Source organism: Streptomyces sp. AHU1 (assembly GCF_045343905.1).
GTDB classification, from domain to species: Bacteria; Actinomycetota; Actinomycetes; order Streptomycetales; family Streptomycetaceae; genus Streptomyces; species Streptomyces triticiradicis.
Window position 1 is genome coordinate 2,576,334 of record NZ_CP174283.1, and the last position, 23,974, is coordinate 2,600,307.

Consider the following 23,974-nt stretch of genomic DNA (forward strand, 5'->3'; position numbering starts at 1 on the left):
ACGTTTGGTGGAAAGGTAGCTGATGTGCCCATGGGTGTCTCCACCTCGTCCCCGGAAAAGGGGATTTCCGTCGTCACGGTCGACTTCCCGCCGGTGAACGCGCTGCCGGTGCGGGGCTGGTTCGACCTCGCCGGTGCCGTGCGCGCGGCGGGCGAGGACCCCGGGATCCGCTGCGTCGTCCTGAGAGCGGAGGGCCGCGGGTTCAACGCGGGCGTCGACATCAAGGAACTGCAGCGCGACGCCACCGGCCACGGCGCGCTGATCGGCGCGAACCGCGGCTGCGCCGAGGCCTTCGCCGCGGTGTACGAGTGCGAGGTGCCCGTCGTGGCGGCGGTGCACGGCTTCTGCCTGGGCGGCGGTATCGGGCTCGTGGGGAACGCGGACGCGATCGTGGCGAGCGAGGACGCCGTGTTCGGGCTGCCCGAGCTGGACCGGGGCGCGCTCGGCGCGGCCACGCATCTGGCCCGTCTCGTCCCCCCGCACCTGATGCGCGTCCTGTACTACACCTCGCGCACGGCGACCGCCGCCGAGCTGCACGCCCACGGCTCGGTGTGGCGGGTCGTGCCACGGGAGGAGCTGCGGTCGGCGGCACTGGAGCTGGCGCGGGAGATGGCGGCGAAGGACGGGCGGCTCGTGCGGCTCGCCAAGGCCGCGATCAACGGCATCGATCCCGTCGACGTACGCCGCAGCTACCGCTTCGAGCAGGGCTTCACCTTCGAGGCAGCGCTCGCCGGAGTGGCGTCCCGCGTCCGCGACACCTTCGGCAAGGAGGCCCCCCGATGAGCGACAAGACCATGTCGGCGCAGGACGTCGTCGGCCGGCTGGAGAGCGGGATGACGCTCGGCATCGGCGGCTGGGGCTCGCGCCGCAAGCCGATGGCCCTGGTGAGAGCGCTGCTCCGCAGCGAGGTCACCGATCTGACGGTCGTGTCGTACGGCGGCCCGGACGTCGGGCTGCTGGCCGCAGCCGGCCGGATCCGCACCCTGGTCACCGCGTTCGTGACGCTCGACTCCGTCCCGCTCGAACCGCACTACCGCGCGGCCCGCGAGCGCGGCGCGTTCGAGCTGAGGGAGGTGGACGAGGCGATGTTCATGTGGGGGCTGCACGCGGCGGCGAACCGGCTGCCGTTCCTGCCGGTGCGGGCGGGGCTCGGCTCGGACGTGATGCGCGACCCGGGCCTCAGGACGGTCACCTCTCCGTATCCGGACGCGGTCTCGGGGATACGGGAGGAGTTCGTCGCGATGCCCGCGCTGCGCCTGGACGCGGCCCTGGTCCACGTGAACCGGGCGGACCGGGCGGGCAACGGCCAGTACCTGGGCCCCGATCCGTACTTCGACGACCTGTTCTGCGAGGCGGCGGACGCGGCGTACGTCTCCTGCGAGCGGATCGTCGACACGGCGAAGCTGACGAAGGAGGCGGCACCGCAGACACTGCTGCTCCAGCGGTCGTCCGTGACCGGTGTGGTGGAGACGCCGAACGGCGCGCACTTCACCTCGTGCGTCCCGGACTACGGCCGGGACGAGGCCTTCCAGAGGCTGTACGCGACCACGCCGTACGCCGAGTTCGCCGAGCGGTTCCTCGGCGGCGGCGAACACGCCTATCAGAGCGCCGTGCACACCTGGCGGAAGGAGCGGGAGCGGTGAACACGGAAGGAACGGCGACGGGAGCGGTGAGCGGGGAGGGAGCGGGGCCGGTGGGCGTCACCCGTGCCGAGTACTGCGTGATCGCGTGCGCCGAGGCCTGGCGGGGCGCCGGCGAGGTGCTCGCCAGCCCGATGGGCCTGATCCCGTCCGTCGGCGCCCGGCTGGCCCGGCACACCTTCTCGCCGGATCTGCTGCTGACCGACGGGGAGGCGCTGCTCGTCGGCCCCGACGGCACTCCGGAGGGGTGGCTGCCGTACCGCAGGCATCTGACTGCGGTGACCGGCGGGCGGCGGCACGTGATGATGGGCGCGAGCCAGATCGACCGGTTCGGCAACCAGAACATCGCGTGCGTCGGTGACTGGTCCCGGCCCCGGCGCCAGCTCCTCGGCGTGCGCGGGGCGCCGGTCAACACGCTCAACAATCCGACCAGTTACTGGATCCCCAGGCACTCGCCACGGGTGTTCGTGGAGCGGGTCGACCTGGTGTGCGGGGTGGGGTACGACCGGGCCGGCGCCGCGGGCCCCGGCGCCGCCCGCTTCCATCGTCTGCCCCGCGTGGTGACCGACCTCGCCGTCCTCGACTTCGCGACGCCCGACCACTCGATGCGGCTGGTGTCCGTGCACCCGGGTGTCACCGTCGAGCAGGTCGAGGGGGCGACGGGTTTCGCGCTGGCGGTCCCGGACGAGGTGCCGTTCACCCGCGAACCGACCGCGGAGGAGCTGGAGCTGATCCGCACGGTGATCGACCCGGACGGTCTGCGCGAGCGCGAGGTGCCCGATCCGCGGGGCGGCGCACGGGAGAAGGGCGCCCCCCGGGCGGACGGCGGGGCACGGGGCGGGGAGAGACCCCCGGGCCGGGGCGGGGGCGGGCGCTGATGGAGACCGCGCTGACCCGGCTCGTCGGGGTCCGGCATCCCCTCGTGCAGACCGGCATGGGCTGGGTGGCGGGACCCCGGCTGGTCTCGGCGACGGCGAACGCGGGGGCGCTAGGCATCCTGGCCTCGGCGACGATGACGCTCGACCAGCTCCGTGACGCCGTAAGGGAGGTCAAGTCCCGTACGGACCGGCCCTTCGGTGTGAACCTGCGCGCCGACGCCGGGGACGCGGGCGACCGGGTGCGGATCATCGTCGACGAGGGCGTGCGCGTCGCGTCGTTCGCGCTCGCTCCCTCGCGCGAGCTGATCGCCGAGCTGAAGGGGGCGGGTGTGATCGTCATGCCGTCCGTCGGTGCCCGGCGGCACGCCGAGAAGGTGGCCGGCTGGGGCGCCGACGCGGTGGTCGTGCAGGGCGGCGAGGGCGGCGGTCACACCGGGGAGGTGGCCACGAGCGTGCTGCTGCCCCAGGTGGTGGACGCCGTGGACATCCCGGTGGTGGCGGCGGGCGGCTTCCACGACGGGCGGGGGCTGGTGGCGGCGCTGGCCTACGGGGCGGCGGGCGTGGCGATGGGCACGCGTTTCCTGCTGACCTCCGACTCGACGGTCCCCGACGCGGTGAAGGCGAGATACCTGGCGGCGACGGTGAAGGACGTCACCGTGACGACGGCCGTCGACGGGCTGCCGCACCGCATGCTGCGCAGTGAGCTCGTCGACGCCCTGGAGCGGGCTGGGCGCGCCGGGGCGCTCGTCCAGGCGGTGCGGCGGGCCGCCGGGTTCCGGCGGATCTCCGGTCTCTCCTGGTCCCGGATGATCCGCGACGGGCTCGCCATGAGACACGGCCGGGACCTGACCTGGAGCCAGGTGCTGCTCGCCGCCAACACCCCGATGCTGCTGAGGGCGTCGATGGTGGACGGCCGGACGGATCTGGGGGTGATGGCGGCGGGGCAGGTGGCGGGGGTGATCGAGGATCTCCCGTCGTGCGCGGACCTGGTCGAACGGGTGATGACGCAGGCCCACGCGGTCCTGGACGCCCTTCCCGGGCCGGACGGGGCGGAGCTCCGGTGGACCGAGGCCTGCGGCGGGCCGGACGGCTGAGTTCCCGCGCGGCCCCCGGACCCGGCCTCGTCCGGCCCCGGGGGCCGTGCGGGAGGTGGTGACTCAGAGGCGTTCGATGATCGTCACGTTCGCCTGGCCGCCGCCCTCGCACATCGTCTGGAGTCCGAACCGGCCGCCGGTGCGCTCCAGTTCGTGCAGGAGGGTGGTCATGAGGCGGACGCCGGTGGCGCCGAGGGGGTGGCCGAGGGCGATGGCGCCGCCGTTGACGTTGACCTTCTCCGGGTCAGCGCCGGTCTCCTTGAGCCAGGCGAGGACGACCGGGGCGAACGCCTCGTTGATCTCGACGAGGTCGATGGCGCCGATGGACATGCCCGCCTTCTTCAGGGCGTACGCGGTGGCGGGGATGGGGGCCGAGAGCATGCGGACGGGGTCCTCGCCGCGTACGGAGAGGTGGTGGACGCGGGCTCGGGGGGTCAGTCCGTGTTCGCGCAGCGCCCGTTCGGAGGCGAGCAGCATCGCGGCGGCGCCGTCGGAGACCTGGGAGGAGCAGGCGGCGGTGATGGTGCCGCCCTCGGCGACCGGCTTCAGGGCCGCCATCTTCTCCAGGGTGGTGTCGCGGCGCGGTCCCTCGTCGGCGGTGACGTCGCCGAGGGGGACGGTCTCGCGGGCGAAGCGGCCCTCGTCGGCGGCGCGGACCGCCCGCCGGTGCGAGCGGAGGGCGAACTCCTCCTGGTCGCGGCGGCTGATGCCCCATTTGGCGGCGATGAGTTCGGCGCCGTGGAACTGGTTGACGGGGCGGTCGCCGTAGCGCGCCCGCCAGCCCTCGCTGCCCGCGAAGGGGCCTTCGGTGAGACCGAGCGGTGCGGCGGCCTGGCGGGAGGCGAAGGCGATGGGGATCTGGCTCATGTTCTGCACGCCGCCGGCGACGACGAGGTCCTGGGTGCCGGACATCACGCCCTGGGCGGCGAAGTGCACGGCCTGCTGGGAGGAGCCGCACTGCCGGTCGACGGTGACCCCGGGCACCTCCTCGGGCAGTCCGGCCGCCAGCCAGCTGGTGCGGGCGATGTCCCCGGCCTGCGGTCCGACGGTGTCCAGGCAGCCGAGGACGACGTCCTCGACGGCCGCCGGGTCGACACCGGAGCGTTCGACGAGGGCCTTGAGCACGTGCGCGCCGAGGTCGGCGGGGTGGACCGCGCTCAGTCCTCCCCCGCGTCGCCCGACGGGGGTGCGGACCGCTTCGACGATGTAGGCCTCGGCCATGAGGGCTCCTCGGGGTGTGGGTGGTTCGCTTACGTCTCCTCGCGCACGGAGATGCCGTCGAGCACCATCGACAGGTACTGCCGGGCGATCTCCTCGGGGCTGTGCCGGCCGCCGGGCCGGTACCAGGAGGCGGCGACCCAGACGGTGTCGCGGACGAAGCGGTAGGTGAGGCGGATGTCGAGGTCGGCCCGGAAGACCTCGGCGTCGACTCCGCGTTCCAGGGTGCTCAGCCAGGCCTTCTCGAAGTTGCGCTGGGACTCGGCGAGGAAGGCGAAGCGCTGCTGCGCGACGAGGTGGCGGGACTCCTTCTGGTAGATCGCGACGGCCGCGCGGTGCCGGTCGATCTCCCGGAAGGACTCGGTGACCAGGGCCTCCAGGGTCTCGCGGGGGCCGAGTCCGGCGCCGAGGACGGTGTCGTAGCCGTCCCAGAGCTCGTCGAGGAAGGTCCGCAGGATCTCCTCCAGCATCGATTCCTTGGAGTCGAAGTGGTAGTAGAGACTGCCGGCGAGCATTCCGGCCTCGTCCGCGATCCTGCGGACGGTGGTGGCGTTGTAGCCCTGCTCGGCGAACACCTCGGCGGCGGTGCCGAGCAGTTCGCGGCGGCGCTCGGGGGTGGCGGTCACCTGGGGCTTCTTCTTGGTAGGCACCGGGTCATTCTCGTCCTATGCGTGCTGGCTGCTCACGGACACGACCTCGCCGGTGAGGTACGAGGAGTAGCCGGAGGCGAGGAACACGATCACGTTGGCCACCTCCCAGGGTTCGGCGTACCGGCCGAAGGCCTCGCGGGCGGTCAGTTCCTCCAGCAGTTCGGGGGTGGTGACCTTCACCAGGTGGGGGTGCATGGCGAGGCTGGGCGAGACGGCGTTGACGCGGACGCCGTAGGCGGCGGCCTCGACGGCGGCGCAGCGGGTGAGGGCCATGACGCCCGCCTTCGCGGCGGCGTAGTGGGCCTGTCCGGACTGGGCGCGCCAGCCGACGACGGAGGCGTTGTTGACGACGACTCCGCCGGCGCCGTGTTCCCCGAACCGTCGCAGGGCGGCCCGGGTGCAGCGGAAGGTGCCGTTCAACGTCACGTCGAGGACGGTGGACCACTGGTCGTCGGTCATGTCGACGAGGGGTGAGGTGCCGCCGAGGCCCGCGTTGTTGACGACGATGTCCAGTCGGCCGTGGAGGTCGGTGGCGGTGTCGAAGAGGGCCTGGACCTGGTCCTCCGAGGTGACGTCGCAGGGCAGTGCGGCGACCTGGGCGGGACCGAATTCCGCGGCCAGGGTCTCGGCGGTCTCCTCGAGCCGGCGGGTGTGGGCGTCGCTGATCAGGACCCGGGCGCCCTCCTCCAGGAACCGTCGCGCCGTGGCTCCGCCGATGCCGGCGCCCGCGGCGGCGGTGATGACGGCGCCGCGGCCCTTCAGCAGTCCGTGGCCGGGTACGTACGCCGGGCTCTCGACGTCACTCATACCTCCAAGCTAACCTACCAAACACTTGTTAGGGAAGGTTGCCGGAAGGTGCCGCCGATGGATCTCACCCCCTCCCCCGCCGACGAGGCGTTCCGCGCCGAGGCCCGTGCCTGGCTGGAGGTCCATGTGCCGGAGGTGCCGCTGCCCTCCCTGGAGACCGCGGAGGGCTTCGCGGCGCATCGCGCGTGGGAGGCCGAACTGGCGGCGGACCGCTGGTCGGTGGTGTCGTGGCCCGCGGAGTACGGCGGCCGGGACGCGGACCTCGTGCGCTGGCTGGCGTTCGAGGAGGAGTACCACGCGGCGGGCGCGCCGGGCCGGGTCGGACAGAACGGCGTCAGCCTCCTCGCGCCGACCCTCTTCGAACACGGCACCGCGGAGCAGCGCGCGCGGGTGCTGCCTTCGATGGCCACGGGCGAGGTGGTCTGGGCGCAGGCCTGGTCCGAGCCCGAGGCGGGGTCGGACCTGGCCTCGCTGAGGTCGCGGGCGGTGCGGACGGACGGCGGCTGGCTGCTGCGGGGGCACAAGACGTGGTCGTCGCGGGCCGCGTTCGCCGACCGCGCCTTCGGCCTGTTCCGCAGCGAGGCGGGCCTGGCGAAACCCCACCAGGGCCTGACGTACCTGATGTTCGACCTGCGCGCGCCGGGGGTGACGGTCCGCCCGATCGGGCGGCTGGACGGCAGACCGGCGTTCGCGGAGCTGTTCCTGGACGACGTGTTCGTGCCGGACGAGGACGTGATCGGCGAGCCGGGGCGGGGCTGGCGGGTGGCGATGTCGACGGCGGGCGACGAACGGGGACTGACGCTGCGCTCACCGGGCCGTTTCCTGGCCGCCGCGGACCGGCTGGCCGCGCTGTGGCACGAGCGGGGCGACCCGTCCGACACGGCCCTGCGCGAGCGGGTGGCCGACGCGGTGATCGGGGCGCGCGCCTACCAGCTGTTCGCGTACGCCCACGCCTCGCGGCTGCTCGAAGGGGAGAACATCGGACCGGAGTCCAGCCTGAACAAGGTGTTCTGGTCGGAGCTCGACCTCGCGCTGCACGAGACGGCTCTCGATCTGCTGGGCGCCGAGGGCGAGTCGGCGGACACCGCGTGGTGCGAGGGGTACGTGTTCGCGCTCGCGGGTCCGATCTACGCGGGCACCAACGAGATCCAGCGCGACATCATCGCCGAGCGGCTGCTCGGCCTTCCGAAGGGCCGCCGCTGATGCGCTTCCTCCTCGACGCCGAACAGCGCGCCTTCGCCGCCTCCCTGGACGCGATGCTGGCGGCCGCGGACACGCCGTCGGCGGTACGGGCGTGGGCGGACGGCGACCACGCTCCGGGACGGGCCCTGTGGTCGCGGCTGGCCGAGGCGGGCGTGTTCACGCTGGCGGTCCCGGAGGAGTACGAGGGGGTGGGACCGCTGCCGGTGGACCTGGCGGCGGCGTTCGTGGAGCTGGGGCGGCACGCGGTTCCGGGTCCGGTGGTGGAGACGGTCGCCGCGGCCGCCCTGCTGGGCGAGCTGAGCGCACTGGGCGAGCCGGGTCCGGCCGAACGGCTGCTGCCGGGACTGGCCTCGGGCAAGAGCCTCGCCACCCTGGTCCTGCCCGACGACCGTACGCCCGCACCGAACGCTCCGGCACCGACCGACGCCCACACACCCGACACGACACCGCCACCACCCGACAGGCACACGCCCGACACGACGGCGGCACCATCCGGCGGTCACGCGCTCGACGCGGACGCGGCGGCGGTGTCGCTCGTGGTGGACGGTGACCGGCTGCGGCTCGCGTCCGGTCACGGCCCGGTGCGGGCGTCCGTGGACCGGGCCCGCCGGCTCGCCCGTCCGGAGAACGGCGGTGAGCTCCTGGCCGCCGGACCGCAGGTCGCCCGCGCCGCGCTCCGGGCGCTGGCCTGGGCCCGGCTGGCCACCGCCGCCCAGGCCCTCGGGGTGGGGCTCGCGCTGCTCGGCCGGACCGTCACGTACGTCGGGCAGCGGACCCAGTTCGGTGTTCCCGTCGCCTCGTTCCAGGCGGTCAAGCACCGGCTCGCGGACGCGACGATCGCCCTGGAGTTCGCGCGCCCGCTGCTGCTGGGGGCCGCGCTGTCGATGGCGCCGGCGGACGTGGCCGCCGCGAAGGTCAGGGCGTGCGAGGCCGCGTACGCCACGGCCAGGACCGCGTTGCAGCTGCACGGCGCGATCGGCTACACGGCCGAGTACGACCTGTCCCTGTGGTTCACCAAGGCCCGCGCCCTGAGGACGGCCTGGGGCACCCCGGCCGAGTGCAGGGCCGAGGCGCTGGCCGGGCTCAGTGGTGGTGGTCGTCCCCGCTCGTGAGGGCCCGGTACTCCTCGGCCGTCGGCTTCGGGATCCGGGTGCCGGGCCCGTAGAGGGCGCGCGCCAGCCGGGCGCGCAGCCGCCGACCGGGTCCTGCGCGGCGGGTCACGCCGTTCGCGTCGACGAGCGGGCCCAGCTCGTAGGGCGGCGCCTGTTCGTGCTGGGTGAGGGTGAACCGCTGGGCCGGGGTGAGGGGTTCGTGGACCTCGACGTACTCGCCGTGCGGCAGCATCTTGATCGTGCCGGACTCACGGCCGTGCAGCACCTTGTCGCGGTCGGCGCGCTGGAGTCCGAGGCAGATCCGTTTGGTGAGGACGTAGGCGAGAACGGGCCCGGCGAAGACGGCGACGCGGACGAACCAGGTGATCGCGTTGATCGACAGATGGAAGTGGGTGGCCCACAGGTCGTTGCCGCCGCCGACCAGCAGGACGGCGTACAGCGTCAGCCAGGCGACGCCGAGCGCGGTACGGGTGGGCACGTTGCGCGGCCGGTCCAGGACGTGGTGCTCGCGCTTGTCGCCGGTGACCCAGGCCTCGACGAAGGGGTAGACGGCGATGGCGGCCATGACGAGCGGGAACAGCGCGAAGGGGATGAAGACGCCGAGCTGGAGCGTGTGGCCGAAGGCGTTGATCTCCCATCCCGGCATCACGCGGATGAGCCCTTCGGAGAAGCCGAGGTACCAGTCGGGCTGGGCGCCGGTGGTCACCAGGTCGGGGCGGTAGGGCCCGAACGCCCACACGGGGTTGATGGTGGCGACCGCGCCCATGACCGCCAGGACTCCGAAGACGAGGAAGAAGAAACCGCCGGCCTTGGCCATGTAGACGGGCATGAAGGGCATGCCCACGACCGACTTCTGGTCCTTTCCGGGCCCGGGGTACTGCGTGTGCTTGTGGTGGAAGACCAGGATCAGGTGGGCGACCACGAGTCCCAGCATGATGCCCGGCAGCAGCAGGACGTGGATGGGGAAGAACCTGGAGATGATGTCGTGCCCCGGGAACTCCCCGCCGAAGAGGAAGAAGGAGAGGTACGTGCCCACGACGGGGACCGACAGGATGGCGCCGTCGGCGAAGCGGACGCCGGTGCCGGAGAGCAGGTCGTCGGGGAGCGAGTAGCCGGTCAGCCCGGTGATGAGGCCGAGCATCAGCAGGGTCCAGCCGAAGAGCCAGTTGACCTCGCGCGGCTTGCGGAAGGCGCCGGTGAAGAACACCCGCATCATGTGCACGAGCATCCCGGCGAGGAAGACGAGCGCGGCCCAGTGGTGGATCTGGCGGATGAGCAGTCCGCCGCGCACGTCGAAGCTGATGTCGAGCGTGGACTCGTAGGCCCGTGTCATGACGACGCCGTTCAGCGGCCCGTAGGAGCCGTGGTAGACGACCTCGACGCCGCTCGGCTCGAAGAACAGGGTGAGGTAGACGCCGGTGAGGATCAGGACGATGAAGCTGTAGAGGCAGACCTCGCCCAGCATGAACGACCAGTGGTCCGGGAAGACCTTGCGCATGTTGGCCTTGGCCAGCGCGTAGAGGCCGAGGCGTCCGTCGGCCCAGTCGGCGAGCCGCTCCCCTTTGCCCGTCTCCGGTGCGCGCCGGGCCCGTAAGGTTCCTTCGGGGCCGGTGTCCCCCGAAGTCCCGCTCCCGGGCGCTCCGTTCACCGAGGGCCGCGCGGCCCTGCCCGAGTCGGTCTCTTGTGCGCCCATTCGCCGCCCCCTCGGTCCACCAGGGTGGCACGCCGGACGGCTGAAGCCAACGGGGCGTCGTGGGCGAGGTGTCGGGGGACGGATGGTGTGTCCGCGCCCCGGTCGTGGCGGGGGCCGGGGCGCGGGGCCGGAGGGATCAGGCCAGGATTCCCCGGGCCCGTGCCGCCGCCAGCCACTGCGGGAACTCCGCCACCATCCGGTCGTACAGTTCTCCGTCGCCGACCTGGCGCGGGTCCGAACCGGCGTGGAAGAAGCCCGCGTTGTCGACGACCCGCTTGTGCGGCACGGCCAGTTCGTCGAGTCTGCGCAGGAAGTCGAACTGCTTGCTGCCGCGGTCGCCGAACCCTATGAACTGCCAGAACATCGGCAGCTTGGCGGCCTTGCACAGATACCGTTCGGCGGCGAGCTTGTTGATCGGCCCCCCGTCGGTCTGGAAGACGACGAGGGCCGGGGCGTCGGAGCCGCTGTCGAGGTAGTGGTCGATGACGGCGTCCATGGCGAGGTGGTAGCTGGTCCTGCCCATGTGCCCGAGCCCGGCCACGATCCGTCCGATCCGCCCCCGGTGGTCGTCGAGCGCGATGTCGGTGACCGCGTCGACGTCCGTGGAGAAGAAGACGACCGGGACGGTGCCGTCGTCGTCGAGGTGGGCGGACAGGCCGAGCACCCGGTCGGCCAGGGCCTGCACACTGCCGTCGTCGTAGTACGGCTTCATCGACCCGGAGTAGTCCACGACCAGGTACACGGCGGCGCGTTGCCCGCTCAGGCCGTGCTTGGTGAGGCTGACCCCGGCGCTCTTGTAGGGGCCCACCAGCGCGGGCGCGGTCTCCTCGATCTTCGTGAGGCTGATTCCGGCCATGCGGGGCTCCCGTCGCGCGAGGACTGCGGAGCGACGAGATTACGTCACGGCGTCGTCCCGTCCGGAGCCCGGGCACCGGCGTCCCTTCTCGGCGGCCACGGATCACGGCCCTGCCGTTCCCCGTTGTCGGAGGCGTTGGATAGTTTGATCACCGCCGTCCCCACCGGCTCATCTTCCCCCCCTTTCCCGCGCGTTCCTAGGAGCCGGCCGTGGAGTCCGAGTCCGCCGTCACCACCTGCTACCGCCACCCCAAGGTGGAGTCGCATGTCCGCTGCACCCGATGCGACCGCTACATATGTCCGAACTGCATGCGCGAGGCGGCCGTCGGCCACCAGTGCGTGGAGTGCGTGAAGGAGGGCGCGAGGTCGATCCGGCAGGCCCGCACGGCCTTCGGCGGCCGGATATCGACGGTGCCGGCGGTGACGTACGTCCTCATCGGTCTGAACGTGCTGGCCTATCTGGCCGAACTGCTGCGCTCCTCGTTCGTGGACCGGTTCGCGATGCTCGGCGCGGGCCTGACGGACTCGCAGGGGGGCCACTACCTCTGGGACTTCCCGTACCCCTCGTCCTTCCACGCGGAGGGTCTGGTCGACGGGGAGTGGTACCGGCTGCTGACCGGCGCGTTCCTGCACCTGCCGCCCACCGAGGGCACGTTCGGGATCGCCCACATCGTGATGAACATGTTCGCGCTGTGGAACATCGGGCGGATCGTCGAGGCCCAGCTCGGCCGGGTCCGCTACCTCGCGCTGTACCTGCTGTCGGCGCTCGGCGGCTCCGTCCTCGTGCTGCTGATCGCGCCGGACGAGCAGACGATCGGCGCGTCGGGCGCGATCTTCGGCATCGGCGCCGCGTACTACGTGATGGCCCGCCGCCTCGGCGTGGACATGAGCGGCGTCAACCGGTTCATGGCGGGGCTGCTGATCTGGCTCCTGATCTCGGCGGGGCTCACCTCCTGGCAGGGTCACCTGGGCGGACTGCTGGCGGGCGGGCTCGTGACGGCGGCCTACGCGTACGCTCCCCGCGGCCCCCGTCGGTCGCTGGTCCAGGCGGCCGTCTGCGGGGGGCTTCTCGCGCTGCTGGTGGTCCTCGCGGTGCTGAAGGTGTCGGCGCTGAGGACCGGCGCGGTGTAGCACGGGGCGGTGCCCCGGCCGGCACACCGGCGCGGAGCGCGTGAGCCGGGTCCCGGCCGGGACCCGGCTCACGCGCTCCGGTGGCCGGGCGGTGCCCGCGCCCGGTGGCACATCTGTGCGTCTGCCCGCGCGGCCGCGCGCTCCCCCGACGGTGCGCCGGGTCTGCGTACCCTGTGCGGCATGAAACGCGCGGGTCGTCTGTCCTTCGCCCTCGCCCCCGTGCTGATCACGGCGGCCGTCTGGCTCGCCGCGCCCGGCCACGCCCCGGCCGACGGCAAGGGCGGCACGACGTCCGCGGCACGGTCCCGTGCCGCGGAGGGGGCCGGGGCCGAACGGGCGGCCGACGACAGGGCCGTCGCCGCGCTGCCGGCGGGCCTCGCCGCCCCGGACAAGAAGGAACTCGCCCAGAAGATCCTGGCGAGCGCCGAGAACTCCACGCTGAACTGGCGCGAGGCGTACGGCTACATCGAGGACATCGGTGACGGCCGGGGCTACACGGCGGGTGTCGTCGGCTTCTGCACCGGCACCCACGACCTGCTCGCCCTCGTCGAGCGCTACACGAAGGCGCACCCGGGCAACGGGCTCGCCCGCTATCTCCCGGCCCTGCGCGAGGTGGACGGCACGGACTCCCACGAGGGCCTGGATCCGGGATTCGTCGCGGCCTGGCGGCACGAGGCCGGTGTCGCCGCGTTCCGCGCGGCCCAGGACTCCGAGCGCGACCGGGTCTACTTCGGCCCGGCGGTCCGGCTCGCCAAGCTCGACGGTCTCGGCACGCTCGGCCAGTTCGTCTACTACGACGCCATGGTGCTGCACGGTCCGGGGACCGGTGGCGACGGCTTCTACGTCCTGCGCGAGCGCGCCGTGCGCGAGGCGGCCCCGCCCTCCGAGGGCGGTGACGAGAAGACGTACCTCGGCGCCTTCCTGGACGTCCGCCGCGCGGCCATGAGGTCCGCGGACCCCGACCGCGACACCACCCGCATCGACACCGCCCAGCGCGCGTTCCTCGACGAGGGCAACCTCGGTCTGGACACACCGCTGCGGTGGAAGGTGTACGGCGAGACGTACCACGTGCCGTAGGGGTAGGGGCCGGCCCTCGTTCCCCGTGCCCGTGGAGGGCCCGGCCCCGGAGAGCCCGGCTCCCGACTGTGCGCGGGCATGCGGCGGCGCCTGCCAGGGCGTCCGGTCGGGGACAGTGAGGCAGGCGCCGTCTCGTGTTCCGCACGCCTTTGTGCGGGACGTTCTCGAGTGACCGTTGTCCGGTCACGCATCCATGGGTCAGACCGTCAGCGAACGGTCCGTCGGGCGGATCGGGGCCGGCAGGTCGCTCGCTCCGGTGAGGAAGCGGTCGACACCGCGGGCGGCCGAGCGGCCCTCCGCGATGGCCCAGACGATGAGGGACTGGCCGCGGCCCGCGTCACCGGCGACGAACACGCCGGGGACGTTGGTCGCGAAGTCGGCGTCGCGGGCGATGTTGCCGCGCTCGTCGAGCTCCAGACCGAACTGGGAGACCACGCCGTTCTCGACGTCCGTGCCGGTGAACCCCATCGCCAGCGTCACCAGCTGGGCGGGGATCTTGCGCTCCGTGCCCGGCTTCTGGTTCAGCTTGCCGCCGGTGAACTCTACCTCCACCAGGTGCAGCCACTGGACGTTGCCGTCCTCGTCGCCCTCGAAGTGGGTGGTGGAGACCGCGTAGACGCGCTCGCCGCCCTCCTCGTGCGCGGAGGTGACCTTGTAGAGCATCGGGAAAGTCGGCCAGGGCTGGTTCGCGTTCCGCTCCTCGCCCGGCCGCGGCATGATCTCCAGCTGCGTGACCGAGGCCGCGCCCTGGCGGTGGGCGGTGCCCACGCAGTCCGCGCCCGTGTCACCGCCGCCGATGACCACGACGTGCTTGCCCTCGGCGGTGATCGGGGGCGCCACGTAGTCGCCCTCCTGCACCTTGTTGGCCAGCGGCAGGTACTCCATGGCCTGGTGGATGCCGTTCAGCTCCCGCCCGGGGACGGGCAGGTCGCGGGCGGTCGTGGCGCCGGCGGCGATGACCACGGCGTCGTACCGCTTGCGCAGGTCCGTCGCCTTGAGGTCGCGGCCGATCTCGATGCCCGTGCGGAAGCGGGTGCCCTCCGCGCGCATCTGCTCGATGCGGCGGTTGATGTGCCGCTTCTCCATCTTGAACTCGGGGATGCCGTAGCGGAGCAGACCGCCGATGCGGTCGGCGCGCTCGTACACCGCGACCGTGTGACCGGCCCGCGTGAGCTGCTGGGCGGCGGCGAGACCGGCGGGACCGGAACCGATGACCGCGACCGTCTTGCCGGAGAGGCGCTCGGGGGCCTGGGCCGCGACGGAGCCGCTGTCCCACGCCTTGTCGATGATCGAGACCTCGACGTTCTTGATGGTCACGGCGGGCTGGTTGATGCCCAGCACGCACGCGGACTCGCACGGAGCGGGGCACAGCCGGCCCGTGAACTCCGGGAAGTTGTTCGTGGCGTGCAGCCGCTCGGAGGCCGCCTGCCAGTCCTCGCGGTACGCGTAGTCGTTCCACTCGGGGATCAGGTTGCCCAGCGGACAGCCGTTGTGGCAGAACGGGATGCCGCAGTCCATGCAGCGCGAGGCCTGCTTGGAGATGATCGGGAGCAGCGAGCCCGGAACGTAGACCTCGTTCCAGTCCTTGAGTCGCTCCTCGACCGGGCGGGACCTGGCGACCTCACGGCCGTGGTTCAGAAAGCCCTTGGGATCAGCCATTGGTCGCCGCCTCCATCATCTTCTCGGTGATCGCGGACTCGTCGAGTCCGGCTCGCTCGGCGGCGTCCTTGGCGGCGAGCACTGCCTTGTAGGTGCTGGGAATGATCTTGCTGAAGCGCTCCACGGCGGCGGGCCACTCGGCGAGCAGCTTCTCGGCGACCGTCGAGCCGGTCTCCTCCGCGTGCCGCTGCACGACGTCGTGCAGCCACTGCTTGTCGGCGTCGTCGAGCGCCTCGACGGCGTCCACGCTGGCGACGTTCACGTTGTCGCGGTCGAGGTCGATCACGTAGGCGATGCCGCCGGACATGCCGGCCGCGAAGTTGCGGCCGGTCTCGCCGAGGACGACCGCGTGACCGCCGGTCATGTACTCGCAGCCGTGGTCGCCCACGCCCTCGGAGACCACCAGCGCGCCGGAGTTGCGGACGCAGAAGCGCTCGCCGGTGCGGCCGCGCAGGAACAGCTCGCCGCCGGTCGCGCCGTAGGCGATGGTGTTGCCCGCGATCGTCGAGTACTCGGCGAGGTGGTCGGCGCCCCGGTCGGGACGGACGATCACACGGCCGCCGGACAGGCCCTTGCCGACGTAGTCGTTGGCGTCGCCCTCCAGGCGCAGCGTGACGCCGCGGGGGAGGAAGGCGCCGAAGGACTGGCCCGCCGAGCCGGTGAAGGTGATGTCGACGGTGTCGTCGGGCAGGCCCGCGCCACCGAACTTCTTGGTCACCTCGTGGCCGAGCATGGTGCCGACCGTGCGGTTGATGTTGCGGATCGCGACCTGGGCGCGGACCGGCTGGGCGTCGGTCGCGGAGTCCGCGGCCAGGGCGTCGGCGGCGAGCTTGATCAGCTCGTTGTCGAGCGCCTTCTCCAGGCCGTGGTCCTGCGCGACGACCTGGTGGCGCACCGCGCCCTCGGGCAGTTCGGGCACGTGGAAGAGCGGGGTCAGGTCCAGGCCCTGCGCCTTCCAGTGGGTGACGGCGCGCTCCACGTCGAGGTTCTCGGCGTGGCCGACGGCCTCCTCGATGCTGCGGAAGCCGAGCTCGGCGAGGATCTCGCGGACTTCCTCGGCGATGAACTTGAAGAAGTTCACGACGTACTCGGCCTTGCCGGCGAACCGGTCGCGCAGCACCGGGTTCTGGGTGGCGATGCCGACCGGGCAGGTGTCCAGGTGGCAGACGCGCATCATGACGCAGCCGGAGACGACGAGCGGCGCGGTCGCGAAACCGAACTCCTCGGCGCCGAGCAGCGCGGCGATGACGACGTCGCGGCCGGTCTTGAGCTGGCCGTCGGTCTGCACGACGATGCGGTCGCGCAGGCCGTTGAGCAGCAGGGTCTGCTGGGTCTCGGCGAGGCCGAGCTCCCAGGGGCCGCCCGCGTGCTTGAGCGAGGTCAGCGGGGAGGCACCGGTGCCGCCGTCGTGACCCGAGATGAGGACGACGTCCGCGTGCGCCTTCGACACACCGGCCGCGACCGTGCCGACGCCGACCTCCGACACCAGCTTCACGTGGATGCGCGCGGCAGGGTTGGCGTTCTTGAGGTCGTGGATCAGCTGAGCCAGGTCCTCGATGGAGTAGATGTCGTGGTGCGGCGGCGGGGAGATCAGGCCGACACCGGGGGTGCTGTGCCGGGTCTTGGCCACCCACGGGTAGACCTTGTGGCCGGGCAGCTGGCCGCCCTCGCCGGGCTTGGCGCCCTGGGCCATCTTGATCTGGATGTCGTCGGCGTTGACCAGGTACTCGGAGGTGACGCCGAAGCGGCCGGAGGCGACCTGCTTGATCGACGAGCGGCGCGCCGGGTCGTACAGGCGCTCCGGGTCCTCGCCGCCCTCACCGGTGTTGGACTTGCCGCCCAGCTGGTTCATGGCGATGGCGAGGGTCTCGTGCGCCTCCTTGGAGATGGAGCCGTACGACATGGCGCCGGTGGAGAAGCGCTTGACGATCTCGGAGACCGGCTCGACCTCGTCGACGGAGATCGACGGGCGGTCGGACGTGAAGCCGAACAGGCCGCGCAGCGTCATGAGGCGCTCGGACTGCTCGTTGACGCGGTCGGTGTACTTCTTGAAGATCTCGTAGCTGCCGGAGCGCGTCGAGTGCTGGAGGCGGAAGACCGTCTCCGGGTCGAACAGGTGCGGCTCGCCCTCGCGGCGCCACTGGTACTCGCCGCCGATCTCCAGGGCGCGGTGCGCCGGGGCGATGCCGGAGGCGGGGTAGGCCTTGGCGTGCCGGGCGGCGACCTCCTTGGCGACGACGTCGAGGCCGGCGCCGCCGATCTTGGTGGCCGTGCCGTTGAAGTACTTCTCGACGAAGGCCTGCTCCAGGCCGACGGCCTCGAAGACCTGGGCGCCGCGGTAGGAGGCGACGGTCGAGATGCCCATCTTGGACATGACCTTCAGGACGCCCTTGCCGAGCGCGTAGATCAGGTTGCGGATGGCCTGCTCGGCCTCGATGCCGGACAGGAAGGTGCCCGCGCGGACGAGGTCCTCGACGGACTCCATCGCCAGGTAGGGGTTGACCGCCGCGGCGCCGTAGCCGATGAGCAGGGCGACGTGGTGGACCTCGCGGACGTCTCCGGCCTCGACCAGCAGGCCCACGTGGGTGCGCTGCTTGGTGCGGATGAGGTGGTGGTGGACGGCCGCGGTGAGCAGCAGCGAGGGGATCGGCGCGTGCTCGGCGTCGGAGTGACGGTCCGACAGGACGATCAGGCGGGCGCCGTTCTCGATGGCGGCGTCGGCCTCGGCGCAGATCTCCTCGATGCGGGCGGCGAGGGAGTCGCCACCGCCGGAGACCCGGTACAGGCCGGAGAGCGTCGCGGCCTTCATGCCGGGCATGTCGCCGTCGGCGTTGATGTGGATGAGCTTGGCCAGCTCGTCGTTGTCGATCACCGGGAAGGGCAGGGTGACGCTGCGACAGGAGGCGGCCGTCGGGTCCAGCAGGTTGCCCTGGGGGCCCAGCGAGGAGCGCAGGGAGGTGACCAGCTCTTCGCGGATCGCGTCCAGCGGCGGGTTGGTGACCTGGGCGAACAGCTGGGTGAAGTAGTCGAAGAGCAGCCGCGGACGCTGCGAGAGCGCGGCGATCGGCGAGTCGGTGCCCATCGAACCGATCGGCTCGGCGGCGGCCTTGGCCATCGGCGCGAGGATGATCCGCAGCTCCTCCTCCGTGTAACCGAAGGTCTGCTGGCGGCGGGTGACCGAGGCGTGGGTGTGCACGATGTGCTCGCGCTCGGGCAGGTCGGAGAGCTCGATCTCGCCGGCTTCCAGCCACTCCGCGTAGGGCTTCTCGGCGGCGAGGGCGGCCTTGATCTCGTCGTCCTCGATGATGCGGTGCTCGACGGTGTCGACGAGGAACATCTTGCCGGGCTGGAGGCGGCCCTTGCGGACGACCTTGGCGGGGTCGATGTCGAGGACGCCGACCTCGGAGCCGAGGACGACGAGGCCCTCGTCGGTGACCCAGTAGCGGCCGGGGCGCAGGCCGTTGCGGTCGAGGACCGCGCCGACCTGGGTGCCGTCGGTGAAGGTGACGCAGGCCGGGCCGTCCCAGGGCTCCATCATCGTGGAGTGGAACTGGTAGAAGGCGCGCCGGGCCGGGTCCATCGAGTCGTGGTTCTCCCACGCCTCCGGGATCATCATCAGCACGGAGTGCGGCAGCGAACGGCCGCCGAGGTGCAGGAGTTCGAGCACCTCGTCGAAGGAGGCCGAGTCGGAGGCGTCCGGGGTGCAGACGGGGAAGATCCGCTCCAGGCCCTTGTCCGAGCCGAACAGGTCCGAGGCGAGCTGGGACTCGCGGGCGACCATCCAGTTGCGGTTGCCCTTGACCGTGTTGATCTCGCCGTTGTGCGCGACGAAGCGGTACGGGTGGGCGAGCGGCCAGCTCGGGAAGGTGTTGGTGGAGAACCGGGAGTGCACGAGCGCGATCGCGGAGGCGAAGCGGCGGTCGGACAGGTCCGGGAAGAAGGGCTCCAGCTGGCCGGTGGTCAGCATGCCCTTGTAGACGATGGTCCGCGCGGACAGCGAGGGGAAGTAGACGCCCACCTCGCGCTCGGCGCGCTTGCGCAGCACGAAGGCGCTGCGGTCCAGGGCGATGCCCTCGTTCTCGCCGTCGGTGACGAAGATCTGGCGGAAGGCCGGCATCGTCGAGCGGGCGGTGGCGCCGAGGAGTTCGGGGGCGACCGGGACCTCGCGCCAGCCGAGGACGGTGAGGCCCTCCTCGGCGGCGATCGTCTCGATCCGCGCGACGGCGTCGGCCGTGCCGTCCTCGGGGAGGAAGGCGATGCCTACCGCGTACGCACCGGCTGCGGGAAGTTCGAATCCGGCCACCTCGCGCAGGAAGGCGTCCGGGACCTGGGACAGGATGCCGGCGCCGTCACCCGAGTCGGGCTCGGAGCCGGTGGCACCACGGTGTTCCAGGTTGCGCAGAACGGTGAGCGCCTGCTCGACCAGCGCATGGCTCGCCTCGCCGGTGAGGGTGGCCACGAAGCCGACGCCACAGGCGTCCTTTTCGTTGCGGGGGTCGTACATACCCTGCGCAGCAGGGCGAGCATCCATGAAGGACCACTTCCGGTCGTTCGTGGAGTGCTGGGACGGCTGGCGCGGCGTACGCATCGGCTCTCCCGTCGTCGTCGGGGCGGGGAGTCTCCCGGGCTCTTGAGGCACTGGGGAGACGGCTGCCGAGGGACGACGTTGGCCCTCTGCTGGGTGCAAAATTTCGTGCAGGTTACATGATGGGGTGGTTCCCGAGAACCGGATACTACGTTCCAACATGCGGACACCACGGGGGTGCGGCGGGGTATCGCGCCCAGCGGTGGAGAAGTAATGGGACCCAATCGGACAGATCGATGACCATCGGCCCGGTTCGCGGTGGAGGTCGTGATCCGCCGCGAGAGATGCGCGCGGGCGTCATTGCCCGCGGCGCTTACGGCTCATTCCCAGCGGCCACGGAATCGAAACCGCCGGGTAACAACTACTTATGCGGTCCCTCGCATAAGTGATCGAGCCTTATCCTACGGCCGCGCCGAACAAACTGCCCAGGGCGTACGTCACACCCGCCGCGGCGCCACCGAGAGCGAGCTGCCTCAGCCCGCTGAACCACCAGGACCGCGCGGTCACCTTGGCCACGACGGCACCGCAGGCGAAGAGCCCGGCCATGGCGAGGAGCAGGGCGGGCCACAGCGCGGTCGCGCCCAGCAGGTACGGCAGTACGGGCAGCAGGGCGCCGAGCGCGAAGGAGCCGAAGCTGGACACGGCGGCGACGGCCGGGGAGGGCAGGTCGCCGGGGTCGATGCCGAGTTCCTCGCGCGCGTGGATCTCCAGGGCCTGCTCGGGATCGCGGGAGAGCTGCCGGGCGACCTCGCGGGCCAGGCCGGGCTCGACGCCCCGGGCCTCGTACAGCGCGGCCAGCTCGCGCTCCTCGTCCTTGGGGTGCTTGCGCAGCTCGCGCCGCTCGACGTCGAGTTCCGCCTCGACGAGTTCGCGCTGCGAGGCGACGGAGGTGTACTCGCCGGCGGCCATGGAGAAGGCTCCGGCGGCGAGGCCCGCGAGTCCGGTGATGACGATCGTCTGCTGGGACACGGCCCCGCCGGCGACGCCGGTCATCAGGGCGAGGTTGGAGACCAGGCCGTCCATGGCGCCGAACACGGCCGGGCGCAGCCATCCGCCGTTGACATCGCGGTGGGTGTGGTTGTCGCGGTGCGCCACATGCAGCGTCGCCTCGGTCTCGATGATCGCCATACCGGTCCCCCAGAGTGCTTGATTGGACTGCTTCCACTTTTCGACAACACCGAAAGTACGCCGCGAAATTCCTCGCCGCCAGCAAGGAAAGGCTGGGCTAACCTGCGGTTTTACCCCCTGGCGCTCATCCGTGACATGTCATGCACACATGTCGACCGGGTGACAGAGGAGCCCGCGAGGCTCCTGTCAACCGCCAACGTGGCACAGATCCGCAAAGGGCTCCGCGCGCCGCATTCCGCGCGCCGGCGGAGCCCTGAGAGGAGAGGCACGTATGGCTTCCACCGTCTGCATTCCCTCGGCCCCGGCACCCGGGAACGCCGCAGGTCCGCGCGACCGGGCACGCGGCGCACTGCTCGGACTCGCCGTGGGGGACGCGCTGGGCGCACCCGCCGAGAACATGAAGCCGTCGGAGATCCGCGCCAGATGGGGCCGGATCACCGGGTACGTCGCCGAGCATCCGGCCGGGACGGACGACACCGAGTACGCGATCTTCTCGGGGCTGCTGCTGGCCCGGCACGGCTCGGCGCTGACCGTGGCGCACGTCGAATCGGCCTGGCACCAGTGGATCGCGGACCGCGACGAGGGGCCGTTCCGGGGCGCCGGATTCAGCGAGCGCGGCACGCTGGAGAACCTCCGCCGGGGGCTCGCGGCGCCCATCTCCGCCCAGCACCGGCACGCCTGGAGCGACGGTCTCGCCATGCGCGCGGCGCCCTTCGGCGTCTTCGCGGCCGGCCGGCCCGCCGAGGCGGCCCGGCTGGTGGCGATCGACGGCTCGGTGAGCCACGAGGGCGAGGGCCTCTACGGCGGCCAGGCGGTCGCGGCCGGGGTCGCCGCCGCGATGGCGGGCGCCTCCACCTCCACGGTCGTCGCCTCCGCCCTGGCCGTCGTCCCGGACGACTCCTGGACGGCCCGTTCGCTGCGCCGCGCGGTCGCGGTGGCGCACCGGGGCGAACGCGCGGTGCGCACCGCGGTCGTGATCGGCGGCTACCCGTGGACCGACCTGGCCCCCGAGGCCGTGGCCCTCGCCTTCGGCGCGTACGCGGCGGCGGACGGGGCGTTCACCGAGTCGGTCCTCACCGCGGTGAACATGGGGCGCGACGCCGACACGACGGCCGCGGTGGCCGGAGCGCTGGCGGGCGCCACCCGGGGCGTGTCCGCGATCCCCGCCGCGTGGGCGGCGGGGATCGGACCGGCCCGCGGCAGCTGCCTCCCCTCGATGGAGGGCCACCACATCCTGGACGTGGCGGACCTCCTGACCCCGGAGCACGAGGAGAAGTGGGGCGCCGGGGGGCGTGTACCGCCCGCCGACGAGACACGCGCGGCCCGTCCTCCGGACGCCTGCGGGAACACGGATCCGCCCGGGAACGCGTACGGGATCACGGAACCGCCTCCGGAGGCGCCCGGGACACCCGCCGTCGACGCCGGGGCACTCCGGTGAGCCCCGGACTGGCCGGCGACGACGAGCCCGGCGAGCGCACGGGCGAGGGCGCCGCCTCCGCGCCGCCCCGCCCCGGGACGGGAACGGCCCCGGCACACCCCGGCCCGGCCACCGGACCGGTTCCCTCCACCGACGGGAGGGGGCCGGGGACTCCGGACACGGGAGTCGGGCCCGGGACATCCGGCACGGGAACGAGCCCCGCAACACCCGGCACGGAAGTGCGGCCGGAGGCACCCGGCACGAGAACGAGCCCTGCACCACCCGGCACGGGAGTACGGCCGGAGGCACCCGGCACGGAGGCCGGGCTCGCAACACCCGGCACGAGAACAAGCTCCGCAACACCCGGCACGGAAGTGCGGCCGGAGGCACCCGGCACGGAGGCCGGGCCCGCAACACCCGGCACGAGAACAAGCTCCGCAAGATCCAGCACAGGAACAAGGGCCGGAACGCTCGGCACGGGAGCAGGGGCCGGAGTGCTCGGCACGGGAACAAGGGCCGGAACGCTCGGCACAGGAGCAGGGGCCGGAACGCTCGGTACGGGAGCAGGGGCCGGAGTGGTCGTGTCGGCGGTGGAGCCGGAGGGGGCGCGCGGGGCCTCTCTGCGGGTCGGTCCCGAGCCGGGAACCGGGGACCCCGCACGACGGGCGGCGCCCCCCGGGACGGGCGTGCGGCGGATCGAGGGGCTGTTGCTCGGGCTGGCCTCGGGGGACGCTGCGGGGTGGCCCGCCGCACGGCACCGGGCCGCGCGGATGCCCGAGTGGACCCGGCGGCTGACCCGTGAGCTGGACACCTTCGCGGAACAGAACGCGACGACGACCCTGCCCGTGCCGATCGCGCTGAACCAGCCGCCCGAACCACTGCGGCTCGGCCCCTCGGACGACGCCGAGTGGGCGGCGTTCGCGGCGGAGGCCGTGCTGCGGGGCGGGGAGACCTCGGCGCTCGGCGACCTGAGCCTCGACCGCCGGATGCGCGCGTCCATCGACCTGTCCTGGAACGCCGTCGCCAGCGAGGTCGCCGCCGCCGCGGACCGCGCCCCCGAGGTCGAGTCCGCCCTGCTGCCGCTGCGCGCCCGGATCTCGGTGCGGGCCGGACTCGGCAACCTCGCCACCGGTCTGCGCCCGCCCGCCACCGGCCACGACAACCCCCACTACTTCGACGACGCGGCCTGCGTACGGGCCTGCGTGCTCGCCGTGGCGTACCCGGGAGACCCCCGACTCGCCGCGGAACTCGCCGAGTTCGACGCCCGCTACACCCAGGACGGCGACGGCGTGCACGGCGCCCGCGCCATGGCCGCCGCCGTGGCCCTCGCCCTCTCCGGGCACGACGTCGGCACGTGTGTGGACGTGGCCCTCACCGAACTGCCCGCCGCCACGGAGATCGGCCGCAACGCCCGGCACGCCCTCTCGCTGGCCCGGGCCGGCGAGAGCGCCTTCGCCCTGGTCCCGCCCCTGGAGCACCAGATCGTCGACCACGTCTACAGCTACGGGGTCGCGGCCGCCGAGACCGTCCCCGTCGCCCTGGCCCTGGCGCTGGCCGCGCGCGGCCGGATCGCCGAGGCCGTCCCCGCCGCCGCCTGCCTGTCCCGGGTCGCCGACTCGGCCCCCGCCCTGGCCGGAGCGCTCACCGGCGCGCTCGGCGGCGCCGCCGCCGTCCCCGCCTCCTGGCGCGAGGCCTGCCGCACCTTGTCCGGCTGCGCGCTGCCCCGGCTGACCGGCACGGACCTCGTCGGGCTCGCCGAACTCCTGGAGGCGACGGGACTCGCCGACCCGCTCGATTCCCCGGGACCGGCCACCCCGGGGGGATGAT

The 23,974-nt window shown here is 72.5% G+C and carries 18 protein-coding genes; 10 read left to right on the forward strand and 8 right to left on the reverse strand.

Annotated elements, in window-relative coordinates:
* Positions 1 to 30: 30 nt before the first annotated feature.
* The 4 genes from ACICHK_RS11755 to ACICHK_RS11770 are packed head-to-tail and all read left to right on the forward strand — an operon-like array spanning position 31 to position 3,612.
* Entirely contained in the window at positions 31 to 783 is a 753-nt protein-coding gene (locus ACICHK_RS11755) for an enoyl-CoA hydratase family protein (protein WP_151469802.1), read from the forward strand.
* Positions 780 to 1,643: a CoA transferase subunit A gene (locus tag ACICHK_RS11760; protein ID WP_406836854.1), complete on the forward strand. Its 864-nt coding sequence runs from the start codon at positions 780 to 782 to the stop codon at positions 1,641 to 1,643. Before ACICHK_RS11755 ends, ACICHK_RS11760 begins: the two co-directional genes overlap by 4 nt.
* Positions 1,644 to 1,669: 26 nt before the next feature.
* Complete coding sequence (locus tag ACICHK_RS11765; RefSeq protein WP_406841201.1) at positions 1,670 to 2,518, forward strand: CoA-transferase subunit beta; 849 nt, start codon at positions 1,670 to 1,672, stop codon at positions 2,516 to 2,518.
* Positions 2,518 to 3,612 (forward strand): NAD(P)H-dependent flavin oxidoreductase, encoded by a 1,095-nt coding sequence (locus tag ACICHK_RS11770; RefSeq protein ID WP_406836855.1) that lies wholly within the window; start codon positions 2,518 to 2,520, stop codon positions 3,610 to 3,612. The genes ACICHK_RS11765 and ACICHK_RS11770 overlap by 1 nt, the downstream gene beginning before the upstream one ends.
* 63 nt (positions 3,613 to 3,675) lie before the next feature.
* Here the strand turns inward: ACICHK_RS11770 and ACICHK_RS11775 are convergent, their stop codons facing one another.
* The 3 genes from ACICHK_RS11775 to ACICHK_RS11785 are packed head-to-tail and all read right to left on the reverse strand — an operon-like array spanning position 3,676 to position 6,287.
* Complete coding sequence (locus ACICHK_RS11775; protein WP_406836856.1) at positions 3,676 to 4,833, reverse strand: acetyl-CoA C-acetyltransferase; 1,158 nt, start codon at positions 4,831 to 4,833, stop codon at positions 3,676 to 3,678.
* A gap of 29 nt (positions 4,834 to 4,862) precedes the next feature.
* Entirely contained in the window at positions 4,863 to 5,480 is a 618-nt protein-coding gene (locus ACICHK_RS11780; RefSeq protein WP_151469798.1) for a TetR/AcrR family transcriptional regulator, read from the reverse strand.
* 15 nt (positions 5,481 to 5,495) lie between these two features.
* On the reverse strand, positions 5,496 to 6,287 hold the full coding sequence (locus ACICHK_RS11785; protein ID WP_151469797.1) for an SDR family oxidoreductase: 792 nt from the start codon (positions 6,285 to 6,287) through the stop codon (positions 5,496 to 5,498).
* Between the two features lie 57 nt (positions 6,288 to 6,344).
* On the opposite strand from ACICHK_RS11785, the gene ACICHK_RS11790 reads away from it, so the two are divergent.
* Together ACICHK_RS11790 and ACICHK_RS11795 are read left to right on the forward strand one after the other, a co-directional pair.
* Complete coding sequence (locus ACICHK_RS11790) at positions 6,345 to 7,490, forward strand: acyl-CoA dehydrogenase family protein (RefSeq protein WP_406836857.1); 1,146 nt, start codon at positions 6,345 to 6,347, stop codon at positions 7,488 to 7,490.
* The gene (locus tag ACICHK_RS11795; RefSeq protein ID WP_406836858.1) at positions 7,490 to 8,602 is read left to right on the forward strand and encodes an acyl-CoA dehydrogenase family protein; all 1,113 of its coding nucleotides are present in this window, start codon (positions 7,490 to 7,492) and stop codon (positions 8,600 to 8,602) included. Before ACICHK_RS11790 ends, ACICHK_RS11795 begins: the two co-directional genes overlap by 1 nt.
* Here the strand turns inward: ACICHK_RS11795 and ACICHK_RS11800 are convergent.
* Positions 8,574 to 10,295 carry a cytochrome bc complex cytochrome b subunit gene (locus ACICHK_RS11800; protein ID WP_406836859.1) on the reverse strand — a complete coding sequence of 574 codons (1,722 nt, stop codon included), beginning with the start codon at positions 10,293 to 10,295 and terminating at the stop codon, positions 8,574 to 8,576. The genes ACICHK_RS11795 and ACICHK_RS11800 overlap by 29 nt on opposite strands.
* A 136-nt stretch (positions 10,296 to 10,431) precedes the next feature.
* A complete protein-coding gene (locus ACICHK_RS11805) occupies positions 10,432 to 11,151 on the reverse strand; it encodes a VWA domain-containing protein (RefSeq protein ID WP_151469793.1) in 720 nt (239 codons plus the stop codon).
* A 209-nt stretch (positions 11,152 to 11,360) separates the two neighbouring features.
* On the opposite strand from ACICHK_RS11805, the gene ACICHK_RS11810 reads away from it, so the two are divergent.
* Together ACICHK_RS11810 and ACICHK_RS11815 are read left to right on the forward strand one after the other, a co-directional pair.
* Positions 11,361 to 12,281 (forward strand): rhomboid family intramembrane serine protease, encoded by a 921-nt coding sequence (locus ACICHK_RS11810; RefSeq protein WP_151469792.1) that lies wholly within the window; start codon positions 11,361 to 11,363, stop codon positions 12,279 to 12,281.
* A gap of 180 nt (positions 12,282 to 12,461) precedes the next feature.
* The gene (locus ACICHK_RS11815; RefSeq protein ID WP_406836860.1) at positions 12,462 to 13,358 is read left to right on the forward strand and encodes a chitosanase; all 897 of its coding nucleotides are present in this window, start codon (positions 12,462 to 12,464) and stop codon (positions 13,356 to 13,358) included.
* Positions 13,359 to 13,556: 198 nt separating this feature from the next.
* Here the strand turns inward: ACICHK_RS11815 and ACICHK_RS11820 are convergent, their stop codons facing one another.
* The 3 genes from ACICHK_RS11820 to ACICHK_RS11830 form a co-directional block, all read right to left on the reverse strand.
* Positions 13,557 to 15,017 (reverse strand): glutamate synthase subunit beta, encoded by a 1,461-nt coding sequence (locus tag ACICHK_RS11820; RefSeq protein ID WP_406836861.1) that lies wholly within the window; start codon positions 15,015 to 15,017, stop codon positions 13,557 to 13,559.
* Complete coding sequence (gene gltB, locus ACICHK_RS11825) at positions 15,010 to 19,605, reverse strand: glutamate synthase large subunit (protein ID WP_406836862.1); 4,596 nt, start codon at positions 19,603 to 19,605, stop codon at positions 15,010 to 15,012. Before gltB ends, ACICHK_RS11820 begins: the two co-directional genes overlap by 8 nt.
* 393 nt (positions 19,606 to 19,998) lie before the next feature.
* Positions 19,999 to 20,730, reverse strand: a complete 732-nt coding sequence (locus ACICHK_RS11830) for a VIT1/CCC1 transporter family protein (protein WP_103549944.1) — start codon at positions 20,728 to 20,730, stop codon at positions 19,999 to 20,001.
* A gap of 271 nt (positions 20,731 to 21,001) precedes the next feature.
* Here ACICHK_RS11830 and ACICHK_RS11835 point away from each other — a divergent pair, with 271 nt between their 5' ends.
* Positions 21,002 to 22,168, forward strand: coding sequence for an ADP-ribosylglycohydrolase family protein (locus tag ACICHK_RS11835; RefSeq protein WP_406836863.1), 1,167 nt, complete (start codon positions 21,002 to 21,004; stop codon positions 22,166 to 22,168).
* 473 nt (positions 22,169 to 22,641) lie between these two features.
* A complete protein-coding gene (locus ACICHK_RS11840) occupies positions 22,642 to 23,973 on the forward strand; it encodes an ADP-ribosylglycohydrolase family protein (protein ID WP_406836864.1) in 1,332 nt (443 codons plus the stop codon).
* Position 23,974: the final 1 nt, after the last annotated feature.

What these genes read in the sequence shown, in the direction of transcription:
- ACICHK_RS11755 (WP_151469802.1), top strand. Translation starts at nt 31, where the DNA reads ATGGGTGTCTCCACCTCGTCCCCGGAAAAGGGGATTTCCGTCGTCACG.
- ACICHK_RS11785 (WP_151469797.1), bottom strand. Translation starts at nt 6,287, where the DNA reads ATGAGTGACGTCGAGAGCCCGGCGTACGTACCCGGCCACGGACTGCTG.
- ACICHK_RS11795 (WP_406836858.1), top strand. Translation starts at nt 7,490, where the DNA reads ATGCGCTTCCTCCTCGACGCCGAACAGCGCGCCTTCGCCGCCTCCCTG.
- ACICHK_RS11835 (WP_406836863.1), top strand. Translation starts at nt 21,002, where the DNA reads ATGGCTTCCACCGTCTGCATTCCCTCGGCCCCGGCACCCGGGAACGCC.
- ACICHK_RS11820 (WP_406836861.1), bottom strand. Translation starts at nt 15,017, where the DNA reads ATGGCTGATCCCAAGGGCTTTCTGAACCACGGCCGTGAGGTCGCCAGG.
- ACICHK_RS11760 (WP_406836854.1), top strand. Translation starts at nt 780, where the DNA reads ATGAGCGACAAGACCATGTCGGCGCAGGACGTCGTCGGCCGGCTGGAG.
- ACICHK_RS11800 (WP_406836859.1), bottom strand. Translation starts at nt 10,295, where the DNA reads ATGGGCGCACAAGAGACCGACTCGGGCAGGGCCGCGCGGCCCTCGGTG.
- gltB (WP_406836862.1), bottom strand. Translation starts at nt 19,605, where the DNA reads ATGCGTACGCCGCGCCAGCCGTCCCAGCACTCCACGAACGACCGGAAG.
- ACICHK_RS11805 (WP_151469793.1), bottom strand. Translation starts at nt 11,151, where the DNA reads ATGGCCGGAATCAGCCTCACGAAGATCGAGGAGACCGCGCCCGCGCTG.
- ACICHK_RS11770 (WP_406836855.1), top strand. Translation starts at nt 2,518, where the DNA reads ATGGAGACCGCGCTGACCCGGCTCGTCGGGGTCCGGCATCCCCTCGTG.
- ACICHK_RS11775 (WP_406836856.1), bottom strand. Translation starts at nt 4,833, where the DNA reads ATGGCCGAGGCCTACATCGTCGAAGCGGTCCGCACCCCCGTCGGGCGA.
- ACICHK_RS11830 (WP_103549944.1), bottom strand. Translation starts at nt 20,730, where the DNA reads ATGGCGATCATCGAGACCGAGGCGACGCTGCATGTGGCGCACCGCGAC.
- ACICHK_RS11815 (WP_406836860.1), top strand. Translation starts at nt 12,462, where the DNA reads ATGAAACGCGCGGGTCGTCTGTCCTTCGCCCTCGCCCCCGTGCTGATC.
- ACICHK_RS11790 (WP_406836857.1), top strand. Translation starts at nt 6,345, where the DNA reads ATGGATCTCACCCCCTCCCCCGCCGACGAGGCGTTCCGCGCCGAGGCC.